Origin of the sequence: Mesobacillus selenatarsenatis SF-1 (assembly GCF_000813125.1) — a bacterium.
Lineage (GTDB): Bacteria > Bacillota > Bacilli > Bacillales > Cytobacillaceae > Mesobacillus > Mesobacillus selenatarsenatis.
This window is the reverse complement of sequence record NZ_BASE01000068.1, coordinates 1-12,854: the sequence shown is the minus strand read 5'-3', so window position 1 is coordinate 12,854 and position 12,854 is coordinate 1. Positions and strand designations below refer to the sequence as shown.

General features: G+C 42.5%; 11 protein-coding genes. 10 read left to right on the top strand and 1 reads right to left on the bottom strand.

Annotated elements, in window-relative coordinates; translation table 11 throughout:
- The first annotated feature begins 183 nt into the window (after nucleotides 1-183).
- Nucleotides 184-570 (top strand): FxsA family protein, encoded by a 387-nt coding sequence (locus TY49_RS13630; RefSeq protein ID WP_041966470.1) that lies wholly within the window; start codon nucleotides 184-186, stop codon nucleotides 568-570.
- A 94-nt stretch (nucleotides 571-664) separates the two neighbouring features.
- On the opposite strand, the gene ytvI is transcribed toward TY49_RS13630, so the two are convergent.
- Complete coding sequence (ytvI, locus tag TY49_RS13625) at nucleotides 665-1,792, bottom strand: sporulation integral membrane protein YtvI (protein ID WP_041966469.1); 1,128 nt, start codon at nucleotides 1,790-1,792, stop codon at nucleotides 665-667.
- Nucleotides 1,793-2,215: 423 nt separating this feature from the next.
- On the opposite strand from ytvI, the gene TY49_RS13620 reads away from it, so the two are divergent.
- From TY49_RS13620 to hflC, 9 genes are all read left to right on the top strand, one after another.
- The gene (locus TY49_RS13620; protein ID WP_041966468.1) at nucleotides 2,216-2,674 is read left to right on the top strand and encodes a DUF441 domain-containing protein; all 459 of its coding nucleotides are present in this window, start codon (nucleotides 2,216-2,218) and stop codon (nucleotides 2,672-2,674) included.
- Between the two features lie 369 nt (nucleotides 2,675-3,043).
- Entirely contained in the window at nucleotides 3,044-4,159 is a 1,116-nt protein-coding gene (citZ, locus tag TY49_RS13615; protein WP_041966467.1) for a citrate synthase, read from the top strand.
- A 194-nt stretch (nucleotides 4,160-4,353) separates the two neighbouring features.
- Nucleotides 4,354-5,622 (top strand): NADP-dependent isocitrate dehydrogenase, encoded by a 1,269-nt coding sequence (gene icd, locus TY49_RS13610; RefSeq protein WP_041966466.1) that lies wholly within the window; start codon nucleotides 4,354-4,356, stop codon nucleotides 5,620-5,622.
- Between the two features lie 90 nt (nucleotides 5,623-5,712).
- Entirely contained in the window at nucleotides 5,713-6,651 is a 939-nt protein-coding gene (gene mdh / locus TY49_RS13605) for a malate dehydrogenase (RefSeq protein WP_041966465.1), read from the top strand.
- Between the two features lie 331 nt (nucleotides 6,652-6,982).
- A complete protein-coding gene (locus TY49_RS13600; RefSeq protein WP_041966464.1) occupies nucleotides 6,983-7,459 on the top strand; it encodes a MaoC/PaaZ C-terminal domain-containing protein in 477 nt (158 codons plus the stop codon).
- A 320-nt stretch (nucleotides 7,460-7,779) separates the two neighbouring features.
- Entirely contained in the window at nucleotides 7,780-8,496 is a 717-nt protein-coding gene (locus TY49_RS13595; protein WP_041966463.1) for a response regulator transcription factor, read from the top strand.
- On the top strand, nucleotides 8,493-10,259 hold the full coding sequence (pnpS, locus tag TY49_RS13590; RefSeq protein ID WP_041966462.1) for a two-component system histidine kinase PnpS: 1,767 nt from the start codon (nucleotides 8,493-8,495) through the stop codon (nucleotides 10,257-10,259). Before TY49_RS13595 ends, pnpS begins: the two co-directional genes overlap by 4 nt.
- A 402-nt stretch (nucleotides 10,260-10,661) precedes the next feature.
- On the top strand, nucleotides 10,662-11,636 hold the full coding sequence (gene hflK / locus TY49_RS13585; RefSeq protein WP_041966461.1) for an FtsH protease activity modulator HflK: 975 nt from the start codon (nucleotides 10,662-10,664) through the stop codon (nucleotides 11,634-11,636).
- Nucleotides 11,629-12,558, top strand: a complete 930-nt coding sequence (gene hflC / locus TY49_RS13580; protein ID WP_041966460.1) for a protease modulator HflC — start codon at nucleotides 11,629-11,631, stop codon at nucleotides 12,556-12,558. The genes hflK and hflC overlap by 8 nt, the downstream gene beginning before the upstream one ends.
- Nucleotides 12,559-12,854 lie beyond the last annotated feature (296 nt).

Genomic DNA, 12,854 nt, shown 5'->3' with positions numbered 1-12,854 from the left:
GATGTTCGGACAAAAGCCCGAGTGGTCTTGCTGGAAATGTCCGAAGTGGTTGTGCAATAGGTACTGTCAGTTTTGTTAATCCCGTTTTACCTTTAGGAATCTCCACCAATCATATTATTGTATTCTCGTCAGTAAGGACCGTATAATAGAAGGACACGCTATTTCAAAATATTGAGGTGGAGAATGAAATATATTTTTTTGTTTTTAGTTATTGTTCCGGCTGCGGAGATTGGTGTCCTGCTTCTTTCTGGTCAGACGATCGGGATTTGGCCGACGATCCTGATTATCATCCTTACAGGTTTCCTTGGGGCTTTTTTGGCAAAGCAGCAAGGGTTGGAAACGATAAGAAGAACTCAGGACCAGTTAGGCAGAGGCATGATGCCAGGAGATGTCATCCTGGATGGAATCAGTATCCTAGTTGGCGGTACCCTACTCCTGACACCGGGCTTCATTACTGATACTCTGGGATTTTTACTTCTGGCACCACCGACCAGGAAATTTTTCAAAGCATTAATGCTCAGATTATTCCGTAACTGGATTGATAAAGGTACGATCAAAGTAATTCGTTAACATAGAAAACGCCAACTCATTGGAGTTGGCGTTTCTCTTTGTAAAATCTGTTTCCGATTGTTTGCAGGTAGCGCCGTACAGCCTGAAGACAACCTTATTTTATAATCACTTCACCTTTGCCTTTAATGAATGTCCAAATATCCCGGAACACATTCGCGCGTTGCAGTGTATTAAAAATCACCAGGACGACTGGACCGACAATCAGCCCGAGGAAACCGATGGTCTTGAAGCCGACGAACAGGGCGATCAAGGTTGCAAGTGGGTCAAGCCCAATGCTTGATGAGAGTATTTTTGGCTCCATGATCTGCCTTTGGACCAATACAACAACATACAAGACGCCTAAACCGATTGCAGTACTCATCTCACCGGCAATTGCCTCATAGATGATCCACGGGACAAATACAGCCCCCGTACCTAGATATGGAATGATGTCAACTATACCGGTAACCAGGGCAATCGTGATGGCGTAATCGATACGAAGGATCAGCAACCCAATCAGGATGATGACGGTAGTGATCGAAACCAGTGTAGCCTGGGCCCTGACAAAACCGAATAATGCCTTTTTTAAATCGTCAAAAACAGTCTTGCTGCTCGTCCTTGCGCGATTAGGCAAAAACCTGGTACCCATTGCCGATAATCTATACCAGTCTTTGCTTATGAAGAAGGTCCCTAATAATGAGAAAATGAGGACAGTTGCTGCATTCGGAAACCAGGACAGAATGTTGGGGATTTTCTCAAAAAAGTCTTTTATAAAATTTCCTGTCGTTGTCCCTATGGTGGCGCCGACGTTTTGGATATTATCCATTATGGTATCCTGCTGCCCCGATTCAAGGCTTTGGAACATGCCTGTTAGCTGATTGTAAAGAGGAATTAGTTGAGCAGCAAATAAATGTTCAATATAATCAATCAAAGTTACCAGATGTTCAGGAACAACTTTCGCTAAATATTCAGCCCCTGAAGCTATCTCGACAACAAGCAATGTAATCAGCCCTGCGAACACCAACATGATCAACACAAGGGAAATGAGTACCGCCAGAGACCTGGGCATTTTTGCCCGCGTCTGGAAAAAGTTGACGAGCGGATTCATCATAAAAGCAATCAGGAAGCCGATGATGAATGGGTAGGTTACTTTGGAAACGAAAAAAAGTGCAAGTGCGCCGGCCACAACGATACCAATGACGAAAATAAAACGTAATGTCCTATGTAGATATACTAGATTCAAACAGGTTCCTCCTTTTGGAATGGCCAACTGGATGCCGATACTGTTTGTATATCTTAAAAGCTTGATGCCAGTCCTGAAAGTTTCCTAAAATATACGGCTTATAATTTTTAAAGATTCGATTTAATTTTTAAAAATCCTTTAAAATATAAAATATCTCAGAGAAAGACTTCTTTGATATGCTGATATGAAAACAAAATTATATTATTAGCGTCCGGGGTGACTTTTGAAATGGAATTAGAAAAAAGTTGTCAAAATGTAAATAATGAATTTTGCTCAAAGCAGTTTATTCAAAGTGAAATTGTGCATTTAAACAATCATCTAAAGCGTATAATCAGTAGGTGCAACAACCTTTAATCCTACCTGTTTGGTGTAATATTTTTAATTATGTTACAATAGTTTTAACCGTGGAAGGATGACAAATCTATGCTTGAGCCTATGCTTTTTTTACTAACTTTATTGGCGATTGCTTTTCTGGCGAAAAACCAATCGTTAATTATCGCGGTCCTTGTCCTGCTTGTGATGAAGATTGCTGGTGTTGAAGCCAAAACATTTTCGCTGCTCCAGGGTAAAGGTATAAACTGGGGAGTAACCGTTATCACTATCGCTGTCCTAGCGCCCATTGCCAGCGGTGATATTGGCTTCAAAGATTTAGGTGGTGCTTTCAAGTCACCCTATGCATGGATTGCCCTGATATCCGGGATGGCAGTTGCTCTGCTTGCGAAAGGCGGAGTTACCTTGCTGGCCGAAGATCCCCATATAACGACCGCTCTTGTCCTGGGAACAATTTTGGCCGTATCATTATTCAAAGGAGTAGCAGTTGGTCCTTTGATTGGTGCCGGCATCGCATTTGCGGCTATGAAAATCTTTGAATTATTTAAATAGCTTTTTTGTAAAATAATATTTTATATTGATTTAAGTTGTTTTCATTCACAAATGTCAGATAATTGTTTATAATAGGACTTGTAACTGCTTCCATCCCCCTGTATAGGCCTGGGGATTAGAAGAGTATCCACGGTTTTTTAATTTAACAAAATGTAAGCATTTTCTTTTTTGCCGGTTGCCTGAGCAAGCGCTCGATACCAATCGTATTTAGGGCATTTCGGCTGGAATCGGTCTGTCGCCGGCGTATGGTCCGGCTTTTCGCATAAAGTGTCAGAAATTTCTTTTTTCTGATATCGCTGTTTTTAACAGCAATTCAACATACAGACAAAATGGGATATGGGGAAATTAACTACAAAGGAGAGATTGAGTATGACAGTAACACGTGGTCTTGAAGGGGTAGTGGCAACAACATCTTCTATCAGCTCTATTATTGATGACACGCTTACTTATGTAGGCTATGACATTGACGATCTAGCTGAAAATGCTAGTTTCGAAGAAGTGATTTACTTATTATGGCACCGTAAGCTTCCTACAGCAGCAGAATTGGACGAATTGAAAAAACAGCTTGCAGAGAATGCGGCTTTGCCGAAAGAAGTTCTTGAGCATTTCAAGATGTACCCGATTGATAAAGTCCATCCGATGGCTGCAGTTCGCTCGGCAGTATCTCTTTTAGGATTATATGATGATGAATCAGATGTAATGGAAAAAGAAGCGAATTACCGCAAAGCGATCCGCCTACAGGCTAAGATGCCAGCTATCGTTACGGCTTTCGCAAGAGTAAGGAAAGGTCTTGAGCCAATCGCGCCAAGAGAAGACCTTAACTTCGCGGCAAACTTCCTTTACATGCTGACTGGGGAAGAGCCAGATGAAATAGCAGTAGAAGCAATGAACAAGGCGTTAGTGCTTCATGCTGACCATGAGCTTAACGCTTCAACATTCACTGCGCGTGTCTGCGTTGCAACACTATCTGATGTGTATTCTGGTGTTACAGCTGCGATCGGTGCATTGAAAGGCCCTCTTCATGGGGGAGCAAATGAAGCAGTTATGAAAATGCTGACTGAAATCGGCACTCTTGAAAATGTTGAGCCAGCAATCCGCGGAAAGCTTGCGAACAAAGAAAAGATCATGGGCTTTGGACACCGTGTATACCGCCTGGGAGACCCACGTGCGAAACATTTGAGAGAAATGTCCAAGAGGCTGACTGGGCTGACTGGGGAACCTCATTGGTACGAAATGTCTACTAAGATTGAAGAAATCGTTACAGGCGAAAAGAACCTTCCGCCAAATGTGGACTTCTACTCAGCATCTGTATACCACAGCCTTGGCATCGACCATGACCTGTTCACGCCGATCTTTGCTGTTAGCCGTGTTTCCGGTTGGCTTGCACATATCCTTGAACAGTATGACAACAACCGCCTGATCCGCCCTCGTGCAGACTATACAGGTCCTGGCAAGCAAGAATATGTTGCCATTGAAATGAGATAATTATTAGAGATAAAGGAGCAATATTTTACTTTTTAGTGAAAAATTGTTCTAATAGGAGAGTGAAGGAAGCTGGTTATCCAAACATTTTTTATAAATTGATGGATAAACAGCTTCACAAAAAAAGGTTAGTGGCAATCTCGCCTGCTAACCTTTGATTCTGTTAATGAATTAGGATTTTGGAGGGAGAGAATAATATGCAAGGTGAAAAAATCACAGTTAAAGATGGAGTTTTAAACGTACCAAATAATCCAATCGTTCCTTTTATCGAAGGTGACGGCACAGGTCCAGACATCTGGGCAGCTTCTGTCCGAGTTCTTGATGCTGCTGTTGAAAAAGCATACAAGGGTGAGAAAAAGATTGTCTGGAAAGAAGTTCTTGCTGGAGAAAAGGCATTCAACCAAACTGGAGAGTGGCTACCAAGCGAAACTTTAGAATTGATCAATGAATACTTAATCGCGATTAAGGGGCCTTTAACTACACCAATCGGTGGCGGAATCCGCTCTCTTAACGTTGCATTGCGTCAAGAACTTGACCTATTCGTCTGCCTGCGTCCTGTTCGCTGGTTTGAAGGTGTTCCTTCTCCTGTAAAGCGTCCTCAAGACACTGACATGGTTATTTTCCGTGAAAACACTGAAGATATCTATGCTGGTATCGAGTATGCAAGCGGATCTGACGAAGTCAAAAAGCTTATTGGATTCCTGCAAAACGAAATGGGTGTAAACAAAATCCGTTTCCCTGAAACTTCAGGTATCGGAATCAAGCCTGTTTCCAAAGAAGGAACAGAGCGCCTTGTACGTTCAGCGATCAATTACGCCATCACAGAAGGCCGTAAATCATTAACGCTTGTACATAAAGGCAATATCATGAAATTCACAGAAGGCGCGTTCAAAAACTGGGGTTATGAACTTGCTGAAAAGGAATTCGGTGATAAGGTATTCACTTGGGCTCAGTATGACAAGATTAAGGAAGAACAAGGTACTGATGCAGCAAACAATGCTCAGTCTGACGCAGAGGCTGCTGGCAAGATCATCGTTAAAGATGCGATTGCTGATATCTTCCTTCAACAGATCCTTACACGTCCAAAAGAGTTCGATGTTGTTGCAACAATGAACCTTAACGGCGACTATATTTCAGATGCACTTGCAGCACAGGTAGGCGGTATCGGTATCGCTCCTGGAGCAAACATCAACTATGAAACTGGCCACGCTATTTTCGAAGCGACTCATGGTACAGCTCCTAAATATGCTGGTTTGGATAAAGTTAACCCATCTTCTGTTATCCTTTCAGGCGTTCTTATGCTTGAGCACCTTGGTTGGACTGAAGCAGCTAACTTGATCGTCAAGTCAATGGAAAAATCAATCGCATCAAAGGTTGTAACATATGACTTTGCTCGTTTGATGGACGGCGCTACAGAAGTCAAGACTTCTGAGTTCGGTGATGAACTGATCAAGAACATGGGCTAAAAATGTGCGGAAGGCTATCCTTTTTAAGGATAGCCTTTACATAAATAACATATATTTTTAAAAATATATTCGTTCTGAGGAGGAAGCCTTATGTCATTGAAACGCAAAAAGATTTCAGTCATTGGTGGAGGATTCACAGGAGCAACAACAGCATTCTTGCTAGCGCAGAAGGAACTTGGGGATGTAGTATTAGTCGATATCCCGCAAATGGAAAACCCTACAAAGGGTAAGGCGCTTGATATGCTTGAAGCGAGCCCAGTCCAAGGCTTCGACGCCAACATTACCGGTACTTCCAGCTATGAAGATACGAAAGGCTCAGATATCGTTGTTGTTACAGCTGGTATTGCACGCAAACCTGGCATGAGCCGTGATGACCTTGTCCAGACGAACCAAAAAATCATGAAAAGTGTAGCCCAGGAAATCGCCAAGCACTCCCCTGATAGTTTCATCGTTGTATTGACTAATCCAGTTGATGCGATGACTTACACTATTTTCAAAGAGTCCGGCTTTCCTAAAAATCGTGTAATCGGCCAATCGGGCGTATTGGACACTGCTCGTTTCCGTACATTCGTAGCTCAGGAATTGAACCTGTCTGTTAAAGACGTTACAGGTTTCGTTCTTGGAGGCCACGGCGATGACATGGTTCCACTTGTGCGTTATTCATATGCAGGGGGCATTCCTCTTGAAACACTTATTCCAAAAGAACGCCTTGATGCCATCGTTGAACGCACTCGCAAAGGCGGCGGCGAAATCGTCAACCTACTCGGGAATGGCAGCGCTTACTATGCGCCGGCAGCTTCCCTGGTTGAAATGTGTGAAGCTATCTTGAAGGATCAGCGACGCGTATTGCCTTCTATTGCATATCTAGAAGGAGAGTATGGTTACGAAGGAATTTACCTTGGAGTTCCAACAATCCTTGGCGCTGGCGGAATCGAGAAAGTAATCGAGCTTGAATTGACTTCAGAAGAAAAAGCAGCACTTGATAAGTCTGCAGAAGCAGTCCGCAACGTTATGGCTGTACTTGCTTAATCGTTAGCATATTACTATTAAATAGGTTCTGTTAAAGCTAAATGTTGTTTTTACATCCTGTTGATTGTAGTAGAAGGCGCGAAGACTCCTGCGGGATGAGCAAGTCATCGGGAGACCCCGCAGGCGCTTGAAGCGCCGAGGAGGCTCCCGGACTGCCCGTGGAAAGCGAAGCGCCTGGAACGAAAATCAACAGCCACGTTTAACAGAGCTAATAAATAAAAAAATCGGGGAATATTCCCCGATTTTTTCACAAAAATTATAAAGTATACGAATTTGGGACAAGAGATGGGAATGAACATTCCTGAACTTCTATTGCAAAGGGGTAAATGCTATGCTGCTTGGAAGAAAACGTAAGCTTGGCAGGAAAATAGAAGAAATCACTGTCGGAGAAAAATTAACATTAACAGAAAAAATTGAGGATAAAGACCTTCTCTTATATTTGGGATTGACGAATGATGCTAATCCTTTATATATTCAGCATGATTACGCGTCACAGACGCCTTATGAAAAACCGATTGTTCCGGCAATCATGCTGAATGGGATCATCACTTCGGCTGTTTCAAAATATCTTCCAGGACCAGGGAGCCATATTCTGAAGCAGGATATTGAGTATGTGAAGCCTGTATACCATTATGGTACAGTCCAATTCTTTTTTGAAGTAACCGAAGTGATCAGGAGTAAGCATAATGTTGAAATTTCGGTTACAGGAAAAAACGAAGAAGATGAGACAGTTGTAAAGGGGCAGCTGCTCGTCTGTCCTCCATATCCAGTCCAGCGTATGGAAGGAAAAGCATTAGAAAACTTTTAAACTTTTGGGATGTACATTAATTGTGCATCCCTTTTAGTTTTAAATTTGATTTTACAGGTTGAGTTGATATTATAATGTAAATAGAGCTATTGGATGAAGGTTGTTTTCGTAAGATTGTTGTTAAAATCCTTAAGCCGATTTTAACGTGATTAAAAGCCAATTTGTAGGTCGGTATTAAGTTTGCAAGCTCTTTTCTCATGATAAGCTTTAAATTTCTAGAGAACCATTGGTCAAACAATCAAATTTTGTAGTCACTAGCAACGAAGTTTGAGAAAAGAGTCTGAATGAAACAGGGGTAATAACTTTTTTTGGAGGCTTATATGAACAAGAAGGTCTTGGTTGTGGATGATGAACAATCTATTGTGACACTGCTGAAGTATAATCTCGAACAGGCTGGTTATTCAGTTGTAACCGGTATGGACGGCGAGGAAGGAATCCGCCTTGCAGCTGATGAAAGACCGGATTTGATGATTTTGGATTTGATGCTTCCGAAGCTCGATGGCATGGAAGTATGCAAGCAGCTCAGGCAGCAGAAAATCAATGTACCAATTCTGATGCTGACGGCAAAGGATGACGAATTTGACAAAGTGCTTGGTCTGGAGCTGGGCGCTGATGATTACATGACTAAGCCGTTCAGTCCGCGTGAGGTCGTAGCAAGGGTAAAAGCCATTCTAAGAAGGACGCAGACTCAGCCCGAAATAGTAGAGGAAAAGCCTGAGGATGAGGGGCAAATCAAGATTGGTGATGTTAAAATCATCCCGGATTTCTATGAAGCTTATTTTATGGAAAACTTGCTTGAATTGACTCCGAAAGAATTCGAGCTGCTCCTTTACCTGGCAAAGAATAAAGGCAGGGTACTGACCCGTGACCAGCTGCTCAGCGCTGTGTGGAATTATGACTTTGCAGGCGATACAAGAATCGTAGATGTACATATTAGCCACTTACGGGAAAAAATCGAACAGAATACGAAAAAGCCATCCTATATCAAAACAATACGGGGCCTGGGATATAAGTTGGAGGAACCAAAGGGAGAATGACAAAGTACCGGACTCGTCTCTTATTTGCCCTCATTACCCTGATCATCATAGTGTTGGTGGGCTTAGGCCTGCTTTTAGGGCAATTATTCAAAAATTACTACATTAATTCATTCAATGAACGGTTGAAGATCGAAATGAACCTTTTAACCTCCAATATCGAACAAAATGGAGGACTCACATCGCTGGACACCGAAGAGATTTCGCGGATGAGCGACCTGCTTAACGCAAGGATTACCATCGTTGACCTTGAGGGTGACATCCATTATGACACGGGTGAACTATCAAGCACGAAAATCAACAGACACAGGGATATTATTGGCGACATCGTTGAAGACACTCCTGAAGAGCAGAGTGACCTGGAAGTAGGCGGAGGTTTTGACCTGCATTATTATTGGAAACCGCTCATTCATGATGGCGAAAAAGAAGGCTATGTTTTTTTAACAACAAAGATTGATGAGCTGCAGAAAGCCTATCGTCAAATCTGGTGGATTCTTACCATTAGCCTTGGCATGGCATTGATGGTCATCATCCTTCTTGGCACAAGGATCACCAACCGCTATACGAAACCGATCGAGTCTGCGACAAACGTCGCGATTGAGCTGGCAAAAGGAAATTATCGGGCCAGGACATATGAGGATCATATTGATGAAACAGGCATGCTGAGTTCGTCTATCAATATCCTTGCCAGAAATCTTCAGGAACTGATGAAGCTGAAAGAATCCCAGCAAGACAGGTTGACCACACTGATTGAAAATATGGGCAGCGGTTTGATTCTGATCGACAGCAGGGGCTTTATCAACTTGATTAATAAGCCTTACAAGGAAATTTTTAATGTGGAGGCTTCTGAATACCTCTACAAACTTTACTATGAAGTAATTGACCATGAAGAAATCACCCAGATGGTCGAAGAGATTTTCATGACAGAGCAAAAAGTACGGAAGCAAGTTGTTTTGCCATTGGAAATCGAACGACGCCATTTCGAAGTTTATGGAGTGCCGATTATCGGGACAAACAATGTCTGGAAGGGAATCCTTCTCGTTTTCCATGATATTACTGAACTCAAAAAACTGGAACAGATGAGGAAAGACTTTGTGGCAAATGTCTCGCATGAACTTAAGACACCGATTACCTCTATAAAAGGCTTTTCGGAAACGCTGCTGGATGGTGCGATGCATGATAAGGCAACACTTGAAGCATTCCTCGAAATCATTTTAAAGGAAAGTGACCGTCTTCAGGTATTGATCCAGGAATTGCTGGACCTTTCGAAGATTGAGCAGCATGGTTTCCGGCTGACTAAAGGGACAGTTGATCTCGTAAAAGAAGCCTATGAAGTTATTGAGATCTTAAAAAGAAAAGCAGCACAAAAGGATATTATGCTGAAGCTCAGTCAGCCAAGCGAAGAGGCAGTCATTGAAGGAGATCCAGACAGGCTCAAGCAGGTACTGATCAACCTTGTCAGCAATGCAATTACCTACACTCCAAATGGCGGCAGTGTAGAGATTACTTTAACTGACCAGGAAGATTCCGTTTCAATTTTGGTCAAGGACTCCGGTATAGGGATCGAGAAGAGCGAAATAACGAGGATTTTTGAACGATTTTATCGGGTGGACAAGGCAAGAAGCCGAAACTCCGGCGGAACAGGTCTAGGCCTCGCCATCGTCAAACACATTGTTGAAGCACATAAAGGACATATCGAAGTTGACAGCCAGATTGGCAAAGGTACCACGTTTACGGTCAAGCTCTTTAAAAAGCTGCCTCAATAGGGGAAAACAATCAAGAGTCAAATTAGTAAAATAACCAATTAGCAAGTCCAATTCGTAACAGAATTGGGCTTTTTTATTGTTCAGGCGGAATGAGAAGCTGCTGGAACTAAAAACAACAGTCAGATTTAAAAAAGCCCCAAATTTACACTCACTTAACAAAAGGTTTATTTTTCCTTAACACTGCCTTGCTACAATCATTAGTGAAAACCCCTTCATCCAAGGAGCTAGAAAAAAGCACAAGCCGACCCCGCTTGGGCTTTTTTCATTTGTCTTTTGTCTGTACATGAATACAAAAACCACCATTGTAACAAAACTGTATTTCATTTATCATTCTTTTGAAACTTTTACTGTTTATAAACGTAAAAACAAACATAGACAAAAGCATAGGAAGAGGGGAATGAGATGGTAAGCTTAAAAAAGATTTATGTGACGAGCGGGATTGTCGTCCTGGCCATTATTTTAGGTCTTTCGGCGTTCACGACGTGGTATACGGTTGATGAGTCTGAACAGGCGGTCATCTTGACGTTTGGCAAGGTTGAGGAAGGTATAAGCGAACCAGGCTTGCATTTTAAGCTGCCTTGGCCAATCCAGAGTGTCGAGAAATTATCGAAAGAAACTTTCAGCCTACAGTTTGGTTATGAGGAAAAGAATGGGGAAATCCAGGAGTTTCCTGATGAAACTAAAATGATTACAGGTGATGAAAACATCGTCCTTGCTGACCTGGTTGTTCAATGGAAAATAACCGATCCTGAAAAATATTTATTTAACGCTGATAATCCGAGAGAAATTCTATATGATGCGACTTCAGCGTCTGTAAGAAGTATTATCGGAAGTTCCGAAATTGATGAGGCCCTGACATCAGGGAAAGCAGAAATTGAAGCAGAAGTCCGAGACTTATTGTCTTCTTTGATTGAAAAGTACGATATAGGTGTATCTGTCCTTGGTGTAAAGCTACAGGATGTTGAATTGCCTAATGAAGAAGTCCGCAAGGCTTTTACCAATGTTACGGATGCGCGTGAAACAATGAACACGAAAATAAATGAGGCAAAGAAATACCGCAACCAGAAATTGAATGAAGCCCAGGGGGAAAAGGATGCGCTGATTTCAAGAGCGGAAGGGGAAAAAGCCGCAAGGATCGAACGGGCCAGAGGTGACGTGGCGGTATTCAACAAACTGCTTGTTGAATACAAAACCAATCCGGACATCACAAGACAGCGTTTAATTTTGGAAACGCTTGAGCAAGTCCTGCCGGGAACGGAGATTTACATCATGAATGATGATGGCAACACAATGAAGTATTTCCCGATTCGCCCGCTTGAAGCAGATAAAGCTAAACCTAAGTCAGAGCAGGAAGGCAGTGAAAAGAATAATGGCTGATCAAAACGTGATAGATATAAATGAGCGCGGCGGTGGATCCTGGAGAAAGTATACCAAAGTTGGAATCCTCCTAGTCATCCTTATTGCCTTGCTTGTCTTCATTTTTACTAATGTTTTTATTGTGAAACAAGGCGAGTATAAAGTGGTAAGGCAATTTGGAGAGGTTGTAAGGATTGTCAAAGAACCTGGCTTGAACTATAAAGTTCCGTTTATCCAGAGTGTCACCACACTGCCTAAATACCAGATGACATATGATGTTTCCCAGGCGGAAATCAACACAATGGACAAAAAGAGAATGCTGATCGATAATTATGCAATCTGGCGAATTGAAGACCCTAAAAAAATGATTTCCAATGCGAGAACGCTAGAGGGTGCGGAATCGAGAATGGAGGAATTCATCTATTCGGTTGTCCGTTCTGAGCTTGGTAAGCTGGACTATGACGAAATCATCAATGATGAAAAGTCATCTCGTGGTTCATTGAATGACAGGGTGACTGAAAAAGTCAATGAGCTGCTCGCTAGCGGTAATTATGGAGTCGTTGTGACGGATGTCCGAATGAAGAGAACCGACCTGCCGGAAGAAAATGAAATGTCTGTTTTTACGAGAATGATCTCTGAGCGTGAGTCAAAAGCGCAGGAATACCTTTCCATGGGGGATGCAGAGAAAAACAGAGTCATTGCCCAAACGGACAGAGAAGTGAAAGAGCTTCTCGCAAAGGCATCGGCAGACGCTGAGACCATCCGAGGCGAAGGGGAAGGGGAAGCTGCTAAAGTATACAACCAAACGTTCTCCAAAGACCCGGAATTCTATTCTATGTTCCGCACACTGGAATCTTATAAAAAGACAATCAACGGTGAAACCGTCATTGTCCTCCCATCTGATTCACCGTACGCAAGAATGCTGATGGGTTACACAAATTAATAGAGCCAACCAAAAGGCCGTTATTTTTCTTTCTATCATCTCTCATGATAAAATAGGAAGGAATCTAACGGTCTTTTTTCTATATAGAGTCATACAAAAATGTTTTTGTAATCGGGGCTGACCAAGGCGCTTGCGCTTTTCATATTGTCCAGCTCCAGCGCCTAGCCCCTCGAGTCGCTTGTCTAGTTTCGCCTCCTAGAAACTCCGAAACTTCAACTCCTCCGGCAGAAGCAAAGAACGCTTCTTTGTCGGAGTCTCCAGTTTCTGCGTTTCTGGGCAGTCGGCTACACATTTCG